We start from the raw sequence: 19,029 nt of genomic DNA on the forward strand, positions 1-19,029 counted from the left end.
GACACAAGACAAGGAGACAGCAATGAAGCGCTTCCCCCAGATCAGCCGCCGCGCGGTAGTGTTCACGCTTGCCCTCGGCGCACTGCTGCCCGCCGCCCAGGCGGTGCGCGCCGCCCCGGCCACCGAGTGGCCGGCCAAGCCGGTACGGATACTCGTCGGCGCGCCTCCCGGCGGCACCGCGGACATCCTCGCACGGCTTTTTGCACATGAGCTGCAACGGCCACTCGGACAGCCCGTGGTCGTCGACTACAAATCCGGCGCGGCAGGAACGATTGCCGTGCACAGCATGCTGTCCGCGCCGCGGGACGGATATACCTTGCTGCTGATCCAGAAGGGCATCGCCTCGGAGGTGCCGCAAGCCATCAAGGTGTCCTACGACCCGTTCAAGGACATCGTGCCGCTGGTCCAGCTCACGCGCCAGGGCCTGGTCCTGGTCGGCAACCCCGGCCTTCCCGCGAAGAACCTCGCCGAGCTGGTCACGTACGTCAAGGCGAACCCGGGCAAGGTCGACATCGCGAATTTCGGCATTGGCCTGCGCGGCCATACCATCGGCGTCCAGTTCAACCGGCTGGCGGGGCTGGACACGGGCGCGGTGAGCTACAAGGGTTCTCCGCCTGCCTTGCAGGACATCATGGGCGGCCAGGTTCCGCTGATGTTCGACGGGCCGGCGACGTCCATGCCGTTCATCAAGGCGGGCAAGCTGCGAGCGTTCGCGGTGGCCTTCCCGCAGCGGATCGCCGCGCTGCCCAACGTTCCCACATTTGCGGAACTGGGGTATCCGGACCTCAGCGAGGTGGGCTGGATGGGATTGTGGGCAGCGCCCGGCTTGCCGCCGGCCGTGGTGAGCAAACTGCGCGAGGCAACGCTCGCTGCCATGCAATCGCCCTCGCTGCGCCGCAAGATCGAAGAGCTGGGCATGGAGATCGGCACGCCGGCCACGCCGGAAGAGCTGGCCAAAGACGTGCGCGAGTCCTACGAACGCCAGGGCAAGCTGCTGCGCTCGATTCAGTTCAAGCCGGAATGACACAGGAGACAGCATGAAAGCAGTACGAGTACTACCGGCCGCGGAGGGTGGCCAGCTGGCCGTGCAGGATATCCCCACGCCGCAGCCCGGCCCCGGCGAGGTGCTGGTGCGGGTGCGCGCATCGGGCATCAACTATGGCGAGCTCAAGTACATGCGGGAACACCGCACCGGTGCGCCGATGACGGCCGGCGTGGAGTTCGCCGGCGAGGTCGCCAGCGTCGGCGAGCAGGTCAGCGGCTGGCGCGAAGGCGACCGGGTGATGGGCCATGGACGCGGGTGTCATGCGCAATATGTCGTCGCCGCGCCGCTGGCGCTGATGCCGGTGCCAGCTGAGGTGCCGTGGGCCGACGCGGCCGCGTTCCCCAATGTGTTCATCACCGCCCATGACGCGCTGGTCAGCAACGGCGAACTCAAGGCCGGCGAGACGGTGTTCATCAACGGCGCCTCGGGCGGGGTCGGCATGGCCGCGGTGATGGCCGCCTCCGCGCTCGGCGCGAGGGTGATCGCTTCCTCGCGCTCGGCCGCCAAGCTGGAGCGGCTGGCAGGCTATGGCGTCGATGTCGGCGTCAATGCGTCGTGCGAATCGCAGGTCGAGGCCATCATGGCAGCTACCGACGGGCGTGGTGTGGACGTCATCATCGATACCATCGGCGGGACGGTCTTCGAAGACCACATCAAGAGCCTGGCGGTCAAGGGCCGCCTGGTAAACCTGGCGCGGCTGGGCGGCGCCAGCACTGCCCAGCTCGATCTCAACCTGCTGTGGCATAACCGGCTGAAGCTGATCGGCGCTACATTCCGCACGCGCACCGAAGCGGAACGCCTCGCATGCGTGCAGGACTGCGCGCGCGACCTGATGCCGTTCTTCCGCGAAGGCAAGCTGCGCCTGCCGATCGACCGCACCTTCTCCATGGATGCGATCGGCGAGGCCTATGCCTACATCGAACGCAGCCAGCATATGGGCAAGATCGTGCTTATTGCCGACTGACGGCAGATCCTGTGCGTCGGCGCCCCGGGCCGGCGCGTTCCGCTGCTGCCTGATCGGCCGTCTGCAAACGCCATTGTGTGACGCTGCAGCCAAAGCTCGCGCGGAACCAGTGGCTGAAACTGCTCTGGGTCGAGAAACCCAGCAGCCCCGCGACCTCGCCGAGCGGCAGGTCGCTCTCCTGCAGGTGCCGTTTGACCAGCTCGGTACGAACCTCGTCGAGCAAGGCCGAGAAGGTCAGCCCATCGACGATGAGATGGCGATGCAGCGTACGACGGTCCACGCGAAGGTGCCGCGCCACCTGCTGGGCGGTACAGCGCCCGCCGGGCAGCAACGCCATGATCAGCTCGCGGCACGCCTCGCGCATGCCCTCGCCGCGTTGCCGCAGCGATGCCTCCAGGTAGTCCCGTGCCAACTGGATGGCCCCGGACTCATCGGGCGTGCGCGGCTTGTCCAGGTCGGCCGCCGCGCAGACCATGCCATTGAATGGCTGGTTGAACATCGGGTTGCGGCCGAAGAATGCACGATGCGCCGCCATGTCCGCTGGCGGCCGGTGCGTGAAGCAGACCTGCTGCGGCCGCCACTGCGGCCCGATCAGCTCGCGCAGGATCCGGAACATCATGGCCACGCTCAACTCCATCGCCTGCCGCGTTGCCCCGCCCGGCCCCGGCAGCAGGTCTTCACGGATGACCACGGTCTGGCCGGTCTCTTCGATACGCATGACCAGCGAGGTGCTGATCAGCTTCAGGTAGCGGCACAAGGTATCGAGCGCCTGCCTCGGCGAAGGCTCCTCCTTCAGCACCAGGCTGATCGGCCCCAGGTTGGAAAACGTGCGGCGCGCCGCCAGCCGCAGCGCAAAATCCTCCGTGCCCGTGGCGCTGGCGGTGAGTTCCAGCAACTCGCGCAGTGCCTGGCTGGGAATCAGCGCCTGCGGGTCCCTGAGCAGCCGCGCGGACAGCCCGGCCTTGCGCAGCAAGGCCCCGGAATCGTGCCCGAGCGACTCCGTCAGCTCGATGAAGCCGCTCAGGCTGGCGCTGCGGACAAGTCTTCCGACGTTTTGCATGGCGAGGGCCCGGCGCGCGCGGGGACTGCGCCGGGGCGATCGTGTGAGGCAGTTGGGGGTGCTGCGGGACGGAGGTCGCGCACGCGCGTGCGTGCAGTATGCCTCAAACGGAGGCTTGGGATCCGCGAGCGGAGAGCATTGGCGCGATCAGGAACCGCGCTCAAGACACGCGATCGAGACAGATCGCATGGCCGGACCGGCACATGGCACCGGTCCGATACGCTGGGTTCAGTCAGACTGGTACTTGGGCGAGCGCGGCCCATAGAGAATGCCGGCAGGCTGTCCAGCCGACAGCAGCCGGTAGCTGGCTGTGCCCGCCACGCTGTAGCTCGCATCGAAGGTGTGGTTCATGACCTGCGTCACAGCCGCATTGATGAGCATGCCGATCAGCCCGCCGCCACTGCTGGAACTGTCGGTGGCTGACACGGCCGTACCACTCCACAGGACATCGCCGGTCTTGAGATCGACCAGCTTGGCGTTGGCGGCCACGCGGGTCACGCTGCTGATGATCTGGTATTTCGAACCATACTCGGTCACGGTCACGTACAGCGCGGAATCGGCCCCAAAGATTTCGCGCAGCTTGGCCACCGGCACGGCATGGATGTCAGCCGGCACCGTCAGGCCGTTCTGCCGGAACGTTTCTTCAACCAGTGCGACGGGCAACACGTAGTAGCCCGATTCCGCCAGCGGAACCGTTGCTTGCGAGAGCATGGCATAGGTGGCCTTGACGTCCGGCGACTCGTTCAGCGGCGGCAGCACCACGATCGACCGGGGACGGCTGGCCTTGAACGCGGAGTAGTCCACCTGCTTGTTCTGCACGGCACAACCGGCGAACAGCAACACCACACCCAGGCTGGCGATACAGGTCAGAAGCCGGCGCATCATTTGGTGCTCCCTGCCGCGGGCGCGGCCTTGCTGGCGTCCGCCTTGATTTCAGTGCGGCTGTCGCTCTTGACGTTCCGCAGCAGGAAATCCATGTACGGCGTGGCCTCGGGGAAGAGGGTTTTCTCGGTCTGGAATTCGCTGACCATCTGGTCCGGCTTGCCAAGGTTGAGGTACAGCATGCCAAGCTGGGCATGGTAGCCCGGGGGCACTGCGCCACCCTTGGCCTGGATCTTCTGCAAACCCGCTTCCAGCGCGGTGACCTGCGCCTCCCTGGACTCGCCCTTGAAGTACTCATAGACCTGGGCCTGGTACCCCTCCCACTGATACATGGGTTGTGGACCCGCGCAGCCGGCAAGCAGGACACTGCCGGCGGCTGACAATAGCGCTGCCCTGCGCAGCGTGACCGTTTGCATCATCATTGTTTTCATTTTGGTGAAGGAATGGGTTATTTCTGACCCGGGTTCCACGCCCCGCTCTCGATGGCGGCCACAAGGTGGTTGATGGCCTCGCGCATTGCCAGGTCCATGACCTTTCCGTTCAGCGTCGAATCATAGCTGGCGGTGCCGCCAAAGCCGATCACTTCGCGGTTCGACAGCGTGTATTCACCCGCTCCCTGAGTCGAGTAAACCACTTCCGACGTCGAGATGTTGATGATGTTCAGGTTGACCTTGGCATACGCCACCTGGGACTTGCCCCGGCCAAGGATGCCGAAGAGCTGTGCGTCGCCGACTTCCTTGCGGCCAAACTCGGTAATGTCACCGGTGACGACAAAGTCCGCCCCCTTCAGGCGCTGGGCCTGGTTCTTGATCGTTGCCTCGCGCTTGATCTCGTCCAGGTTTTCACGCTCCAGCACGTTGAAGCGGTTGGTCTGCTGCAGGTGGGTGACCAGGCTGGTCTTGGCCTGGCCGCTCAGGCGATCAATGCCGTCCGAGAAAACGCCGCGCATGTAATTCGAGCGGTTGTCGAACTTGCCTACCGCGATGGGCGTGCGCACGCCGTTGTACGGGCGGCTGGCGCTTTCCACCTTCTGGACCGGCAGCGCGGTCGAGGACTCGGTGGCGCAACCGGCCAGGCCAAGCGCGGCAACGATGGCGAGCAGGCAGCATGTCTTGGTTTGTTTCACTGATTTCTCCTGGTTTGCAGTGGGGACGCGGCGGCTATTATGGCGTGGCGGCGCTTGGGCGGCGACTGGCAGCACCGCCGGCGGCGTCATTCCGGATGGAACAAGGAGAAATGTGGTATCCGACCGGCTACAGCCCTTGGCCACAGCAATGGCAGCCAACGGGCCAAAGGTCTCTTCATCGAACGCCGCCATTCCGGGCCGCATATTGCCCAAGACAGTCGACTCGTAGAAATTTCCAGCACCCTCGATAGCCTTGCCGCCTGCAAGCAGAACCGCGCCGGCGTCCAAGGAGCGGCGGACCTGCTGGTCCAACGCATCACGCAGATCCGGACGCGCAAGGGGATCCATCTGCGTTGCCGTGCCCTTCGGGTTGCCGACTATCAGCGCCTTCGCGCCTCAGTGGTACGAGTGCTCGATGATTCGAAGTGATCGACACGCTCCGGACATCCGTCAGTGCGATCGCGTGCTCCGAAGATCGTCTACGCCGTCTGACCTGCGGCAGCCGTTGCCACGTGTGCTCCAAGACTCGCTTGCGCATGCGTCGCTCTCCGTTGCTGCAAGTGCCGCCAGCGCCGCAACGGGGTTCACTTTTCATTGCTCAAACTGTTGAGGCGTTCACGCCATCCGCGCAAGCCTGCGAGGGACGTTTCACGCACTTGTCGTGGACCTTCAGTTCACTGTCATCGTTTAGTCGCAATGCCTTCATAGAACTAGATTTGCAGAATTGCAGAATTGCAGTTTCTATTCTGGCTTTGTCCACCCATCGACACGAAGGGGGTTCAAGATGCGCTTCACTCCTCCATCTGCACTGGCGATAGCTGCGTTGGCGATCAGCACTCAGGCCGCGCACGGCCAGGCCATTATCAAGATCGACGGCTCCAGTACCGTCTATCCGGTCACCGAGGCCGTAGCGGAAGATTTCCAAAAGGCCAGAAAAGGGGCGACCAAAGTCACAGTGGGCATCTCCGGCACTGGCGGTGGCTTCAAGAAATTCTGCCGCGGCGAGACGGATATCTCGAACGCCTCGCGACCTATCTTGAAGCAGGAAATGGAAGCCTGCGCGCAGACAGGCGTCAAATACTACGAACTTCCTATCGCCTTCGACGCCCTGACTATCGTCGTCAATCCGAAGAACACTTTCGTCAAGCAACTGACTGTCGAGCAGCTCAAGAAGATGTGGGAGCCGGCGGCACAAGGCAAGATCACGAACTGGAAGCAAGTCGACTCTTCATTCCCAGATGCACCCCTTAAGCTGTTCGGCGCAGGCTCGGATTCGGGGACCTTTGACTATTTCACGGAAGCCATTGTCGGCAAGGCCAAGTCTTCGCGCGGCGACTACACCGCCTCCGAAGACGACAATGTCCTGGTGCAGGGGGTCTCGCGCGATGTGAACGGCCTCGGGTACTTTGGCTACGCCTATTTTGAAGAGAACAAGGGCAAACTGAGGGCCGTCCCCATCGTCAACAAGAGCGGCAAGGCCGTGGCGCCGGGCGCCGGCGCCGTCCTGGATGGTTCATACAATCCGCTTTCGCGACCGATCTTCATCTACGTCAATGAGAAGTCGCTCGACAAGCCCGAGGTCAAGGACTTTGTCGCCTACTATCTCCAGCACGGGGCGCGCCTGGCTTCCGAGGTGAAGTATGTTCCCCTCCCAGCCAGGGCCTATACGATTGCAGCGGAGCACCTGGCGAAGAAGAAGCTCGGCACGGTGTTTGGCGGAGAACCCGACGTGGCCGCCACCATCGATTCCCTGCTGGCTCGCGAAGCAAAGCTGTAGCCGATGTCTGGCGCGGGCCGCCGTCCGCGCCAGACCAGAACGCTCGCGTGAAGGCTGCCATGCCAGAATCCACTACCGCAACCGCTCCCACCGCTATCGCCCCGCATGTGGTCAGCGAGCGGCTCGCCAGGAAGCCCTTCCGGAATACAAAGGAACGCGTGATCGAGGGCATGCTCTTCCTTGCTGCCTCGGTTTCCGTTATCGCGACCCTGGGCATCGTGTGGGTCCTGGTCAGCGAGTCGGCGCACTTCTTCGGCAACATTCCCGTCCGGCAATTCTTCACGGATACGCTGTGGACGCCGCTGTTCGCAGAACCCCGCTACGGCATCCTGCCGCTACTTCTGGGCACATTGACAACATCACTGGTCGCGCTGGCCGTCGCCATACCACTCGGCACCGTGATTGCCATCTATCTCTCGGAGTTCGCCAATCCCTCGCTCCGGGAAGTCATCAAGCCGTTCCTTGAATTGCTTGGCGGCATTCCTACCATCGTTTACGGCTACTTTGCCCTCACGGTCGTCACGCCGCTGCTGCAGGCGCTGATCCCTTCGCTGCCTGGATTCAATATGCTTTCGGCCGGGCTGGTGATGGGCATCGCCATCATCCCCTACGTCAGTTCGCTGGCCGAAGACGCGATGCGGGCGGTGCCGATGAGCATACGCGAAGGATCCTATGCCATGGGCGGCACCCGCTTCCAGACGTCGGTGCGGGTCGTCGTGCCGGCAGCGTTGTCCGGAATCCTGTCCGCCTACATCCTGGGGATCTCCCGTGCCGTGGGGGAAACCATGATCGTAGCGGTGGCCGCCGGCATGCAGCCCAGCTTCACCATGAATCCCATGGAGCCTGCCCAGACCATCTCCGCCTACATCGTGCAGGTGGCGCTGGGCGACCTCCCGCATGGATCCATTGGCTACCAGTCCATATTCGCCGCGGGGTTGACGCTGATGCTGATGACGCTGCTCTTCAATATTCTTGGGCACATCATTCGCCGCCGCTATCGCGAGGCCTACTGAAGGGGCCACCATGCAACAGCCGCCACTCGACGCGATGCGCGTCGTCATCAAGTCCAACAAGCGTTGGGACCTCTTCTTCGCCATTGCAGGTTTTATCGCCCTGCTTGTCGGCATCCTGGCTTTTGTTGCGCTGTTCGTCCAGATGGCCTATACGGGCTGGGAACGCCTCACACCGGAGTTCTTCGCCAACTTCCCGTCCAGGCGCGCTTCGCAGGCCGGCATACTTTCCGCCTGGGTCGGCTCCTTGCTTGTGATGCTGGTGACGGCCATCGCCGCCGTTCCGTTGGGGATTGCCGCCGGCACGTACCTGGAAGAATACGCACCCAAGAACCTGATCACGGACCTGATCGAGATCAACGTCACTAACCTGGCTGGCGTGCCCTCCATCGTCTATGGCCTGCTCGCACTGGGGATCTTCGTCTATGCCTTTGGCCTGGGCCAGAGCATCCTCTCCGCTGGCCTGACTCTCGCACTGCTCATCCTTCCGGTCGTTATCGTGGCCACGCGCGAGGCGATTCGCGCCATCCCGCAGGATATTCGGGAAGGCGCGTACGCGGTGGGCGCCACCCGATGGCAGGTAACCAGCGATCACATCGTGCCATATGCCATGCCCGGCATCATGACCGGCGTCATCATTGGCATGTCGCGCGCCATCGGGGAGACTGCCCCCATCATTACCATCGGCGCACTCACCTTTATCGCATTCCTGCCCCCGTCGCCCTTCGAGCCAGGATTCCCCTGGATCAATTTTGATTGGCTCTGGTCAGGTTTCACCGTGATGCCGATCCAGATGTTCAACTGGACATCCCGCCCTGAGGAAGCCTTCCAGCAGAACGCCGCTGCAGCCGGGTTCATCCTGGTCCTGATGACACTTTCGATGAACGGACTTGCCATCTGGATTCGCTACCGCCTGAGGAGGGAAATCAAGTGGTAAGCAACACGATACCTGTGTCAGAGCGGGACGCTTACCCCGCTTCGGCACACAACGCCTTCGCGCAGGAACTGAAGACGCATGCCCTGGATCCGACTCCCGTGAAGGCGGCTGCGATCAATTTCAGCTTCTACTATGGAACCTTCCAGGCGCTCAAGGACGTCAACCTGCCCATCCAGGAGAAGCGTGTCACTGCCCTGATCGGCCCCTCCGGCTGCGGCAAATCGACGTTGTTGCGTTCCTTTAACCGCATGCATGACCTCTACCGGGGCAACCGGTACGAGGGTGACATCCGGCTCTATCCCGACGACACCAACATCCTCGATCCCAGAGTCGACCCCATAGAAGTGCGCATGCGCATCGGCATGGTCTTCCAGAAGCCAAATCCCTTCCCCAAGTCGATCTACGAAAATGTCGCCTATGGGTTGCGCCTGCGGGGGGCGAAGAGTCGCTCCATGCTCGACGAACGCGTCGAGGCGGCTCTGCGCGATGCTGCGCTCTGGGACGAGGTCAAAGACCGTCTTCAGGCCCAGGCTACGACCTTGTCCGGCGGACAGCAGCAACGCCTTTGCATCGCACGATGCCTGGCGACCGATCCCGAGATCTTGCTGTTCGATGAGCCAACCTCGGCACTGGATCCGATTGCCACGGGCAGTATCGAAGAACTCATCAGCCAGCTGCGGGCACGCGTCACCATCCTTATCGTGACCCATAACATGCAGCAAGCGGCGCGGGTTTCCGACTACACCGCCTATATGTACCTCGGCGAACTGATCGAACATGGCCAGACCAACCAGATCTTCCTCAAGCCAACTCAGCAGACAACGGAAGACTACATCACCGGACGTTTCGGCTGAACGGGGCACCCCATGACCGAGAAGCACTTGTCCAGCCAGTACGATGCCGACCTCTCCGATATCACCACGGAAGTCTTGCGGATGGGCGGGCTGGTAGAGGCACAAGTTCAGTCGGCAATCCGTGCGTTGGAGACCTTCGATGTCAGCCTTGCGGAGAACGTCATCGCGACGGAGGCGCGTGTCAACCGGCAGGAAGTCGAAATTGACGCGCATTGCAGCGACATCATCGCCCGGCGGCAGCCTACGGCTCGCGACCTGAGACTGCTGATGGCAATCTCGAAGACCATCACGAACCTGGAGCGCGCAGGAGATGAGGCTTACCACATTGCGAAGCGCTCGAAGCACATCATCTGCGAAGTGTCACGCCCGACCATCGATTTTTCCGAGCTCCGCGTCTCCGCTGCATTCGCTGTCGAAATGCTCCGTAAGGCCCTGGATGCCTTTGCCAGGCTTGACGTCATGGCCGCGGCAACGATCGTGCAGGAGGATCGCGGCCTCGATGAAGAATTCCGCGGCTTCGTGCGCAAGCTCATGAGCTACATGATGGAGAACCCGAAGCTGATCTCCGTGTCGCTTGACTATCTCTTCATCGCCAAGGCGATCGAACGCATCGGAGACCACTCCACGAACATCGCCGAATTCACGATCTACATCGTCAAGGGCACCGATGTCCGGCATATCGGACAGGAAGCAAACAAACAATGAGCAGTCTTGGCGCTATCCGGCCAACGCATGCGGCGCTTCGGCATTGTCGACTCGCCCACCGGATGGCGACTCCCTGTGGCGTTCGAATCGGGTCGCAGCATGACGGTATTGGTATTGGGATTGTTCATTTTCCTGGGTGTGCACTCGTTGCGCATGGTTGCCGACCCATGGCGTACCGCGCAGATTGCCAAGCTCGGCCTACGTGGCTGGCTTATACACCCTGGTTTCGATTGCCGGCCTGGCGCTGGTTGTCTGGGGCTACGGCCTGGCCAGCGCGCATCACGTGGTGGTCTGGACGCCGCCAGTGTGGGGGCGGCACGTTGCAGCATTAGTCACGATCCCGGCCTTCGTGCTGATTGCGGCGGCATATGTGCCTGGTAACCGCATCAAGGCAGCGCTCGGTCATCCGATGCTGGCAGGCCACGCCGAAGGGGTCGATCCGAACACCCTCCGCGACGAGGCGAAAGGTTGAGAAGCCCTTATGCGGCGCGGCTTTCCGGGCGATTTACCCTCGCTTCTCAACCTTTAAAGTGCGAGCTTCTCAGGCTTTAATCTACTCGCACAACAGCCTTTTCCCGCCCAGCCCGCCATCACAGATACTTGAACAGATTCATCCCCTGAATCTGCATGAACGATTGCTGCGCACCCTGCAGCGCCGTCTGACGCTGGTAGTACTCGGTAATCGCCGCCGCATAGTCCAGGTCCTGCAGTCCAGACAGCGTCTGCGAATACGTCAGGTCGCGGTTGGTGCCCACATCGTCCAGCGCATCCAGTTCCTGCATCCGCGAACCCACCGAGGCGCGCACCGTCAGCACGTTATCCAGCGAATTGGAGAACTGGCGCGTTGCCGTGGACAGCACGTTGCTCAGGTAAGCCTGGTCGCTGGCGGCGCTGGTGGGCTGGCGCAGCGCGTCGATCACGTTCTGCAGGTTGGCGAACATGTCGGTGCCGGCCTCTTTGGCAGGCTCCATGGTCAGCGTATCGCCGTCCTTGGGCTCGCCGGTGACGTTGAAGGTGACGCCACCGAGCTCGATGCGAGCCGGCGAATTGTAGGCGGTCGGGCCTGACAGCACCGGTGCGGGCGCCGGGGCGTCCATGTCGGTGATGCTGTATTCCATCTGGCCGCTGGCGTTGGCCTGAAACGTGACCTGCAGCGATTTGCCGTATAGCGGGTCGCTGGGATCGGTGATCGAGACCGTGCCGAAGGTGGCGCTGCCAGTGTTCGCGCTGTTGCCCTTGATCACATAGCCCGCGCCGCCGGTGACGCTCATGAACACGTCGCGGCCGTTGTCGCCGGCGGGCATCTGGCGCGCGACGTCGACCTGCAGCAGTTGCTGGCCGGTGTCGCCGACGTAGTTGCCGGCCCCGCTGGCTTGCGTGAACGGCGCCGTGCCGGAGCGGTTGCCGCCGAACAGGTACTGGCCGTTGCCATCATCGGAGTTGGCCAGGCCGACCAGCTGGTTGTACAGCCCTTCCAGCGCGGTGGCGAGCGAGCCGCGGTCGGCGTCGCTCATGGTGCCGTTGCCGGACTGCACCAGCAGCGTCTGGATGTTCTGCGTGACCGTGGTCACGGACTGCAGCGCGTTTTCTTCCGCCGCCAGCGCGATGTTGGCCTGGCTGCGCGATGTCGCGTACTGGCCATTGACCGCCTGGGCCTGGCTGACGCCGAGGGCGCGGGTGGCGGCGACCGGGTCATCGGACGGCGTGAGAACGCGGCGGCCAGTGCCGAGCTGTTGCTGGATGTGCAGCAGCGAGCCCTGCTGGAGGTTCATCGACGCCAGGCCTTGCTGGTACAGGGTGGAGCTTGCAACGCGCATGTTGGATAGCCTATTCGGATTCGTTGACGTGCCGGCGGTGCTTACCCGCCGATGCCGATGATGGTGTCGAACAGCGAGGTAGCCGTCTGGATGACGCGGGCGTTAGCCTGGTACAGCTGCTGGAAGCGCAGCATCGACACGGTTTCCTCGTCCATGTTGACGCCCGACACCGACTGCTGGGCCGTCTTGATCTGCGTGGTGATGCTGTCTTGCGACGCCGAGGCGATCTTGACTGACTTGGCACGCGTGCCGACATCGTTGACCAGTTGCGCGTAGGCGTCGCTGAAGCTGGACACGCCGCCGACGGTCTTGGCGTTTTGCAGCTTGGCCAGGTCCAGCATGTTGCCGTTGTCCTTGACGCCGCCGGCGTTGCCGCCGAGCGTGAAGGAATCGCCCACCGAAGGCGTGCCGCCGAAGCTGAAGGTCAGGCCGCCGATGTCGTAGTCGGTATTGCTGCCATTGGCCACGCCCGTGGGCTGCGGCGCGAGGTCCGTGCCCGCCGCATCCTTGAACACGTAGCCGGTCGCGGTATAGACGGCGGTGATCTTGCCCGCCATCGGCGTAAAGCCCGGCGCGACGTTGCCCAGGCTGGCGGTGGCGCTGCCCTTGTTGGTGGCGGCCGCATCGGCCCGTGCCGGCGAGGCCGCGGCGATCCTGGCGGGATCGCTGATCGCCATGTCGAAGCCGGTCGCGGCATTGCGCGTCGGCTGGATCGTGAACGAGTCGGTGGCGCCCATCGCGGCGTTGATCGAGACGCTGAAGCCTTCGGCGCTAAAGGTCAGCGGATAGCTGGCGGACGCTGCCGGCACCGGTGCGATGACCTGCTGGTTGTCTGACAGGCGCGTCAGCGTGTAGTTGGTGCCGTCGAACTGCAGCTTGTAGTCGCTGGTGGTCAGCGCCGAGGCGTCATCGATGGTGGCGGTGGCAACCGTGGTGTTGGCGGTGTTGTTGGCGTTGGGCAGCACGGTGGCGGTGCCCAGCTTGAACATGTCGGTGCCGATGGCGCCGTTCAGATCCATGCCGAGCTTGTGCTGTTCGTTGAAGCTCTGGCCAATCGCCAGCGACAGGCGGCCAATCGCGCTTTGCGCCGCGTCGAGGGTCTCGGTGCGGAACTGCAGCAGGCCGCCCAGCGAGCCGCCGGTGATCGCGCCGGCCTCGCTCTCGTACACACTGCCGTTGGGCAGGGTGTAGGCAACCACGGTGCGGTTGGGGTCGGCGGCGGAGGCGACTGCCTTCAGGTCGTAGGAATCGTTGCCCATCACCAGCGGCTGGCCGTTGCCGACGAAGACGTTGTAGGTCCCACTGTCCTGCACCACCACCTTGGCGCCGACCAGCTTGGTCAGCTCCGCCACGGCCTGGTCGCGCTGGTCGAGCAGGTCATTGGGCGGCTGGCCGCCGGAAGCGGCCTTCATGCGCGTGATTTCCTCGTTCAGGTTGGCGATCTGCTTCGTGTACGCGTTGACTTGCGTGACTGCCGTGCCGACCTGTTCGTTGACGCCGGACTGCAGTTGCTTGAAGTAGTTGCTGGCGGAGCGGACCTGGCCGACCAGCGCCTCGCCGGCTGACAGCATGCCCTGGCGCGCGGCGGGGTCGGCCGGTGTGTCGGCCACGGCCTGCACCGCCGCGAAGAATTTCTGCATCAGCGGCGCCAGGCCGCCCTTCTGGTCGGCGAGCAGATTGTCGATCTGGGCGATCTGGTCGGAGTAGGCCGCCAGCGAGGCGCTGGCCGAGGTGGCGCCGCGCAGCTGACCGGTCAGGAACTCGTCATAAACGCGGATGACGGTGGTGGCGTTGGCGCCGTAGCCGTAAAAACCCTGGCTGGTGTACTGGCCGCCGGCCGATGCCACGATGGTGTTCTGGCGCGAATAGCCTTCGGTCGCCGAATTGGCGAAGTTGTGGCTGGTCGTCGTCAGCGCGTTCTGCGCGGTGTTCAGGCCGGAAAGACCAATACTGAAGAGAGACATTGTGCTCTGACCCCGGATTCGTTGGACTGCCCGCGGCTTGGCGCGGCGGTGGTGGATGTGGGAGTTATCGGCTGGCTGGGGGCGGGACTTTAGGTTGACGTGCGGTCGATGGCGCACGCTGCGCGATAGCCGATAGCCGTAGCCACATGCAGTTCCACTTGCGGCGGTTTGCTCCCCTCTCCCGCTTGCGGGAGAGGGGCCGGGGGAGAGGGCCAGCGTCTCGCAGTACCGTTGCGCTGCACTTCGTGGACGCTCCGGCCCTCTCCCCCACCCCTCTCCCACTTCGCGGGAGAGGGGAGCCATGTTCATGCGGTGTCGCTTTGGCGCGCCCCGCGATCCGCATCCGCGTTAAACCGCCACTTTCTTCATGATCTTCACCAGCTTGTGCCCGTACGACGGATCCGTGGCATAGCCCGCGCGCTGGAGTCCGTGCGCGGCGTCTTCGGCCGACCCTGCGCTCACCACGCCCGCGTAGCGCGGATTGCTGGTCAGCAGCCGCGCATAGTCCGCGCAAGCTTCGTCATACGATCCATACGCGCGGAACTTTGCCTTTACCTTCTGCGGCTGGCCGTCAACGTACTCGGTGGTGGTGATTTCCGCCACGCGGCCCTTCCAGCCCGATCCGGCCTTGATGCCGAACACGTTGAACGTGGTCGAGCCATCGGCATGCAGGATCTCGCGCTGGCCCCAGCCCGACTCGAGCGCCGCCTGGCCAACGATCAGCCGTGCCGGCACGCCCGAGGCGCGGGACGCGGCTTCGGCCGGCGCCGCCATGCGCGCGACGAAAGCGCTGACGTGAGCCGGCGCATCGGCGGGCAGCGGGCCAAGCGCCTCGCCGCCGTGGCCACCCTCGCCGTAGAACTGCGACTGGTATTGGCGCAAGCCCGCGGTGGGATTCCAGTTCTGTCCCGGCACCACCGTGCCGACGGCAGGCAGCTCGGCAAGTTCGTTGCCGTCGGCAGCCGCGGCGCCGCGGCTGTCGAGCAACCGCGCCATCTGGGCGTCGGCGGCACTGCCGGACTCGGCCGGCGTCATCGCATTCATGCCCGCGGGCATCGGCGTGCCCGCGGCACGCGCCAGCTGGCGCACCATCACTTCGGCCAGGCCGATGCCGCGCGACGACATCTGCTGCGCAAGCTGCTGGTCCATCATCGACATGTAGAGCTTGCTCTGCTCATTGTCGAAGAGTCCGTCCTGCGGCGTGGCATTGCGCATGCTCTTGAGCACCATCTGCGTGAACACCGCCTCGAACTGCCTGGCGGCCGCCTGCAAGGTGGCCGCGTCGGCACCGTTGCGCGCGCTGTGCTTGAGCGCCTCGAAACCCTGCGTGTCGAGCGCGAAGCGCTGCGTCAGGTCCGCGGCCTGCGGTGGCATGGACGCGCTCATGATCAGATCACTTCCAGTTCCGCACGCAGCGCACCGGCGGCGCGCATGGCTTCCAGGATGGTCTGCAGGTCGGCCGGGGTCGCGCCCAGCGCGTTCAGCCCCTTGGCCACGGCAGCCAGCGAAGCGCCCGCCTTGACCACCTGCAGCGAGCCGGCCTGCTGCCTCATGTCGATCTGCGATACCGGCGCGACCACGGTCTGCCCGCCGCTGAACGGCGCGGGCTGGCTGATCACCGGCTGCGTATTGATGACTACCGACAGGTTGCCGTGCGCGACCGCGCAGTCTTCCACGGTCACCGCCTGGTTCATCACGATCGAACCGGTGCGGGCGTTCAGGATCACCTTGGCCGCGGCCTTGGCGGGGGTCACGTCAATACTTTCGATGCGGGCCAGGAAGCCCACGCGCGCGCTCGGCGCGGCGGGTGCGCGCACTTGCACCGTGCGGCCGTCCAGCGCCGCGGCGACGCCCCCGCCCATCGAGCGGTTGATGGCCTCCACCACGCGCTCGGCGGTGCCGAAATCGGTTTCCTTCAGCTCCAGGTTGAGCACGCCGCCGTCCGGCTGGAACGCCGCGACCGCGCGCTCGACGATGGCGCCATTAGCGATACGGCCCACCGCGAGCTGGTTGACCTGCACCTTGCTGCCGTTGGCCGACGCGCCCGCGCCGCCCACCAGCATATTGCCCTGCGCGATGGCGTAGACCTGCCCGTCGGCGCCCTTGAGCGGCGTCATCAGCAGCGTGCCGCCGCGCAGGCTCTTGGCATTGCCCATCGACGACACCACCACGTCAAGCTGGCTGCCGGGCTGCGCAAACGCAGGCAGCGTGGCCGTAACCATCACCGCGGCCACGTTCTTGAGCTGCATGTTCTTGCCCGCCGGCAACGTGATCCCCAGTTGCGAGAGCATGTTGGTCAGGCTCTGCGTGGTGAACGGCGTCTGCATGGTCTGGTCGCCGGTGTTGTCCAGCCCGACCACCAGGCCGTAGCCGACCAGCGGGTTGTCGCGCACGCCCTGGAAGGTGGCCAGGTTTTTCAGGCGCTCGGCCTTGGCGACGGTGGCGAAGGCGCCGAAGGCCACGCCCAGCGCCAGGCTGATCACGCTCACGCGCAGCAGGCGTGACAGGAAATAGGCGAGCATGGAAGCGGACATGGCGCGGTCAGAACGGTAAGACATTGAGGAAGAAGCGCTGCAGCCAGCCCATGTTCTGCGCTTCGTCGATCACGCCCTTGGCGGTGTATTCGATGCGCGCATCGGCCACCTGCGTGGACAGCACGGCGTTGTCGCCGGTGACGGTGCGCGGATTGACCACGCCCGAGAAGCGGATGAACTCGGCGCCCTGGTTGATGGCCATCTGCTTTTCGCCGGAGACCACCAGGTTGCCGTTCTGCAAGACTTCCAGCACGGTGACGGTGATGGTGCCGTTGAAAGTGTTGGCCGCACTGGCGCCGCCGCTGGCCTTCATGCTGTTGGCGCCGTTGATGTCGGCGTTCTGGCTGGTGCCGAACAGGCCGCCCAGCGCGCGCGGCACGGCGTCGAATGTCAGCGTGGTGCTGCCGGTACGGCTGGTATTGGTGCCGGAGTTTTTGCTGGCGTTGACGTTTTCGGTGATGACGATGGTCAGGATATCGCCCACGTTGCGCGGGCGGCGGTCCTCGAACAACGGATTGCCGGCATACGACGACTGGTAGATCGATCCGGAAGCCGGACCGATCGGGCGCGGCTCCGCGCGCGCCGTGGTGGGCAGTTGCACCAGCGGCTCGCGCGGCACCAGCGCGCAGCCGCTGGTGGCCAGCATTGCCACGCCGGCCAGGCAGTACAGCGCACGCGCGCCCAGGCGGGAAAGCAAGGTGGCCATGTCCACAACCTTCAACCCATCTGCGCCAGGCGCTGCAGCATCTGGTCGGACGTCTGCACTGCCTTGCTGTTGATCTCGTACGCGCGCTGGGTCTGGATCATGCTGACCAGCTCTTCCACTACGTTGACGTTGGACGCTTCCACGTAGTTCTGCTGCAGCACGCCGGCGCCGTTCAGGCCCGGCACGGTGGTATTGGGCGCGCCCGACGCATCGGTCTGCACGTACAGGTTCTCGCCCATGCTTTCCAGGCCGGCCGGGTTCATGAAGGTGGCGAGCTGCAGCTGGCCGACCTGCACGTTGGCGCTCGAGCCCGGCTGCGTCACCGACACGGTGCCGTCGCGCGCCACCGTCAGCGACAGCGTGTTGGCCGGGATGGTGATGGCGGGCTGGATCACGAAGCCGCTGGAAGTCACCAGCTGGCCGTTCTGGTCCACCTGGAACGAGCCGTCGCGGGTATAGGCGGTGGTGCCGTCGGGCAGCGCCACCTGGAAGAAGCCCTGGCCGATGACGGCGACGTCCTTGTTGTTGCCGGTCTGCTGCGGATTGCCCTGGGTGTGGATGCGTTCGGTCGCAACCGGGCGCACGCCGGTGCCCAGCTGCATGCCGGAGGGCAGCGTGGTCTGGTCCGACGACAGCGCGCCGGGCTGGCGGATGGTCTGGTACATCAGTTCCTCGAACACCGCGCGGCCGCGCTTGAAGCCGTTGGTCGACACGTTGGCCAGGTTGTTCGAGATCACGTCCATCTGCGTCTGCTGCGCATCGAGGCCGGTCTTGGCAATCCAGAGAGAGCGGATCATGGTGGTCCTTGCTGGGAATCTTGTAGCTGGTAGCTGGAGCGGAGGGCGTGCCCGCAATCGGCGCGCCGCGCTTCGGTTCAGTGTTGCCGCGTCAGTTGGTCGACAGCAGCTGGTTGGCGCGCTGCTCGTTGCCGTCCGCGCCCTGGATCATCTTCATCTGCATCTCGAAACGGCGCGCATTGGCGATCATGTCGACCATGGCTTCGGTCGGGTTGACGTTGCTGCCTTCGAGCGCGCCGGAAATGACGCGCACGGTGGGGTCGGCCTCCAGCGGCTGCGCGCCGGCGCGCAGGCGGAACAGGCCGTCGTCACCGCGCGCGATGGCGTCGTTGGGCGGGTTGACCACGCGCAGCCGGCCCACCTGGGCCAGGCCGGCGGAAGCTTCACCCGGGCCGCGCGCGGTGATGGTGCCGTCCGTGCCGATCGTGACCTGCGAGCCCGGCGGCACCGCCAGCGGACCGCCGTCGCCCATCACCGGCAGGCCGGACAGGGTCTGCACCTGGCCGTCCTGCGCCACCTGCAGCGCGCCGGCACGGGTATAGGCCTCGGTGCCGTCAGGCGCCTGCACCACCAGCCAGCCATTGCCCTGCAGCGCCACATCGAGCGCGCGGCCGGTGTAGGTCAGCGGGCCAGCGCGCATGTCGGCGCCCGGCGTGGACGCCAGCGTGAACGCACGCGTGCCGGGCTCGGCGCCGACCACCGGCACCGCGCGATACAGGTTGACCTGCGCGCGGAAACCCGGCGTCGAGACATTGGCCAGGTTGTTCGATACCGCCGCTTGCTGGTCGAGTATCTGCTTGGCGCCCGACAGGGCGGTGTAGATCATGCGGTCCATGGCGGCGGCTCAGCTC

General features: G+C 64.7%; 18 protein-coding genes and 2 pseudogenes. 8 read left to right on the forward strand and 12 right to left on the reverse strand.

Annotated features, from left to right (window positions below; genetic code table 11):
• Window positions 1-22: 22 nt before the first annotated feature.
• Window positions 23-1,024, forward strand: coding sequence for a tripartite tricarboxylate transporter substrate binding protein (locus tag ACIP1U_RS26125; protein ID WP_400321329.1), 1,002 nt, complete (start codon window positions 23-25; stop codon window positions 1,022-1,024).
• A gap of 13 nt (window positions 1,025-1,037) precedes the next feature.
• Entirely contained in the window at window positions 1,038-2,009 is a 972-nt protein-coding gene (locus tag ACIP1U_RS26130; protein WP_400321332.1) for a zinc-binding alcohol dehydrogenase family protein, read from the forward strand.
• Here the strand turns inward: ACIP1U_RS26130 and ACIP1U_RS26135 are convergent.
• From ACIP1U_RS26135 to ACIP1U_RS26155, 5 genes and pseudogenes are all read right to left on the reverse strand, one after another.
• Complete coding sequence (locus ACIP1U_RS26135; protein WP_400321335.1) at window positions 1,996-3,069, reverse strand: AraC family transcriptional regulator; 1,074 nt, start codon at window positions 3,067-3,069, stop codon at window positions 1,996-1,998. The genes ACIP1U_RS26130 and ACIP1U_RS26135 overlap by 14 nt on opposite strands.
• A 228-nt stretch (window positions 3,070-3,297) precedes the next feature.
• On the reverse strand, window positions 3,298-3,954 hold the full coding sequence (locus ACIP1U_RS26140; protein ID WP_400321337.1) for a DUF799 domain-containing protein: 657 nt from the start codon (window positions 3,952-3,954) through the stop codon (window positions 3,298-3,300).
• On the reverse strand, window positions 3,951-4,370 hold the full coding sequence (locus ACIP1U_RS26145; protein WP_400321448.1) for a DUF4810 domain-containing protein: 420 nt from the start codon (window positions 4,368-4,370) through the stop codon (window positions 3,951-3,953). The genes ACIP1U_RS26140 and ACIP1U_RS26145 overlap by 4 nt, the downstream gene beginning before the upstream one ends.
• Before the next feature lie 29 nt (window positions 4,371-4,399).
• Window positions 4,400-5,077, reverse strand: coding sequence for a CsgG/HfaB family protein (locus tag ACIP1U_RS26150; RefSeq protein ID WP_400321451.1), 678 nt, complete (start codon window positions 5,075-5,077; stop codon window positions 4,400-4,402).
• Between the two features lie 150 nt (window positions 5,078-5,227).
• Window positions 5,228-5,461 (reverse strand): annotated as a pseudogene (locus tag ACIP1U_RS26155) (aldehyde dehydrogenase family protein); the annotation flags it as partial.
• Between the two features lie 400 nt (window positions 5,462-5,861).
• Between ACIP1U_RS26155 and ACIP1U_RS26160 the strand changes: the two are divergent.
• The 6 genes and pseudogenes from ACIP1U_RS26160 to ACIP1U_RS26185 all read left to right on the forward strand — a co-directional run.
• Window positions 5,862-6,854: a PstS family phosphate ABC transporter substrate-binding protein gene (locus ACIP1U_RS26160; protein ID WP_400321340.1), complete on the forward strand. Its 993-nt coding sequence runs from the start codon at window positions 5,862-5,864 to the stop codon at window positions 6,852-6,854.
• Between the two features lie 59 nt (window positions 6,855-6,913).
• Window positions 6,914-7,867: a phosphate ABC transporter permease subunit PstC gene (gene pstC, locus ACIP1U_RS26165; RefSeq protein WP_400321343.1), complete on the forward strand. Its 954-nt coding sequence runs from the start codon at window positions 6,914-6,916 to the stop codon at window positions 7,865-7,867.
• Between the two features lie 10 nt (window positions 7,868-7,877).
• Window positions 7,878-8,801: a phosphate ABC transporter permease PstA gene (pstA, locus tag ACIP1U_RS26170; protein WP_400321346.1), complete on the forward strand. Its 924-nt coding sequence runs from the start codon at window positions 7,878-7,880 to the stop codon at window positions 8,799-8,801.
• Between the two features lie 68 nt (window positions 8,802-8,869).
• The gene (gene pstB / locus ACIP1U_RS26175; protein WP_400321454.1) at window positions 8,870-9,655 is read left to right on the forward strand and encodes a phosphate ABC transporter ATP-binding protein PstB; all 786 of its coding nucleotides are present in this window, start codon (window positions 8,870-8,872) and stop codon (window positions 9,653-9,655) included.
• Between the two features lie 12 nt (window positions 9,656-9,667).
• On the forward strand, window positions 9,668-10,360 hold the full coding sequence (gene phoU, locus ACIP1U_RS26180) for a phosphate signaling complex protein PhoU (protein ID WP_400321348.1): 693 nt from the start codon (window positions 9,668-9,670) through the stop codon (window positions 10,358-10,360).
• A gap of 99 nt (window positions 10,361-10,459) precedes the next feature.
• Window positions 10,460-10,781 (forward strand): annotated as a pseudogene (locus tag ACIP1U_RS26185) (NnrU family protein); the annotation flags it as partial.
• Window positions 10,782-10,950: 169 nt separating this feature from the next.
• Here the strand turns inward: ACIP1U_RS26185 and flgL are convergent.
• From flgL to flgF, 7 genes are all read right to left on the reverse strand, one after another.
• Complete coding sequence (gene flgL / locus ACIP1U_RS26190; RefSeq protein WP_400321351.1) at window positions 10,951-12,177, reverse strand: flagellar hook-associated protein FlgL; 1,227 nt, start codon at window positions 12,175-12,177, stop codon at window positions 10,951-10,953.
• Window positions 12,178-12,218: 41 nt separating this feature from the next.
• Window positions 12,219-14,141: a flagellar hook-associated protein FlgK gene (gene flgK, locus ACIP1U_RS26195; RefSeq protein WP_400321354.1), complete on the reverse strand. Its 1,923-nt coding sequence runs from the start codon at window positions 14,139-14,141 to the stop codon at window positions 12,219-12,221.
• 348 nt (window positions 14,142-14,489) lie between these two features.
• Window positions 14,490-15,527 carry a flagellar assembly peptidoglycan hydrolase FlgJ gene (flgJ, locus tag ACIP1U_RS26200; protein ID WP_400321356.1) on the reverse strand — a complete coding sequence of 346 codons (1,038 nt, stop codon included), beginning with the start codon at window positions 15,525-15,527 and terminating at the stop codon, window positions 14,490-14,492.
• A gap of 2 nt (window positions 15,528-15,529) precedes the next feature.
• Entirely contained in the window at window positions 15,530-16,699 is a 1,170-nt protein-coding gene (locus ACIP1U_RS26205; protein ID WP_400321358.1) for a flagellar basal body P-ring protein FlgI, read from the reverse strand.
• Window positions 16,683-17,381: a flagellar basal body L-ring protein FlgH gene (gene flgH, locus ACIP1U_RS26210; protein ID WP_400321361.1), complete on the reverse strand. Its 699-nt coding sequence runs from the start codon at window positions 17,379-17,381 to the stop codon at window positions 16,683-16,685. The genes ACIP1U_RS26205 and flgH overlap by 17 nt, the downstream gene beginning before the upstream one ends.
• Before the next feature lie 11 nt (window positions 17,382-17,392).
• Entirely contained in the window at window positions 17,393-18,178 is a 786-nt protein-coding gene (gene flgG, locus ACIP1U_RS26215) for a flagellar basal-body rod protein FlgG (RefSeq protein ID WP_400321363.1), read from the reverse strand.
• Between the two features lie 91 nt (window positions 18,179-18,269).
• Window positions 18,270-19,013 carry a flagellar basal-body rod protein FlgF gene (gene flgF, locus ACIP1U_RS26220; protein WP_400321365.1) on the reverse strand — a complete coding sequence of 248 codons (744 nt, stop codon included), beginning with the start codon at window positions 19,011-19,013 and terminating at the stop codon, window positions 18,270-18,272.
• Between the last annotated feature and the right edge of the window lie 16 nt (window positions 19,014-19,029).

It is taken from the genome of Cupriavidus sp. NPDC089707, from assembly GCF_044748965.1.
Lineage (GTDB): Bacteria > Pseudomonadota > Gammaproteobacteria > Burkholderiales > Burkholderiaceae > Cupriavidus.

Coding starts and splice junctions, on each gene's coding strand:
- ACIP1U_RS26125 (WP_400321329.1), top strand. CDS start 23: ATGAAGCGCTTCCCCCAGATCAGCCGCCGCGCGGTAGTGTTCACGCTT.
- ACIP1U_RS26130 (WP_400321332.1), top strand. CDS start 1,038: ATGAAAGCAGTACGAGTACTACCGGCCGCGGAGGGTGGCCAGCTGGCC.
- ACIP1U_RS26135 (WP_400321335.1), bottom strand. CDS start 3,069: ATGCAAAACGTCGGAAGACTTGTCCGCAGCGCCAGCCTGAGCGGCTTC.
- ACIP1U_RS26140 (WP_400321337.1), bottom strand. CDS start 3,954: ATGATGCGCCGGCTTCTGACCTGTATCGCCAGCCTGGGTGTGGTGTTG.
- ACIP1U_RS26145 (WP_400321448.1), bottom strand. CDS start 4,370: ATGATGCAAACGGTCACGCTGCGCAGGGCAGCGCTATTGTCAGCCGCC.
- ACIP1U_RS26160 (WP_400321340.1), top strand. CDS start 5,862: ATGCGCTTCACTCCTCCATCTGCACTGGCGATAGCTGCGTTGGCGATC.
- pstC (WP_400321343.1), top strand. CDS start 6,914: ATGCCAGAATCCACTACCGCAACCGCTCCCACCGCTATCGCCCCGCAT.
- pstA (WP_400321346.1), top strand. CDS start 7,878: ATGCAACAGCCGCCACTCGACGCGATGCGCGTCGTCATCAAGTCCAAC.
- phoU (WP_400321348.1), top strand. CDS start 9,668: ATGACCGAGAAGCACTTGTCCAGCCAGTACGATGCCGACCTCTCCGAT.
- flgL (WP_400321351.1), bottom strand. CDS start 12,177: ATGCGCGTTGCAAGCTCCACCCTGTACCAGCAAGGCCTGGCGTCGATG.
- flgK (WP_400321354.1), bottom strand. CDS start 14,141: ATGTCTCTCTTCAGTATTGGTCTTTCCGGCCTGAACACCGCGCAGAAC.
- flgJ (WP_400321356.1), bottom strand. CDS start 15,527: ATGAGCGCGTCCATGCCACCGCAGGCCGCGGACCTGACGCAGCGCTTC.
- ACIP1U_RS26205 (WP_400321358.1), bottom strand. CDS start 16,699: ATGTCTTACCGTTCTGACCGCGCCATGTCCGCTTCCATGCTCGCCTAT.
- flgH (WP_400321361.1), bottom strand. CDS start 17,381: ATGGCCACCTTGCTTTCCCGCCTGGGCGCGCGTGCGCTGTACTGCCTG.
- flgG (WP_400321363.1), bottom strand. CDS start 18,178: ATGATCCGCTCTCTCTGGATTGCCAAGACCGGCCTCGATGCGCAGCAG.
- flgF (WP_400321365.1), bottom strand. CDS start 19,013: ATGGACCGCATGATCTACACCGCCCTGTCGGGCGCCAAGCAGATACTC.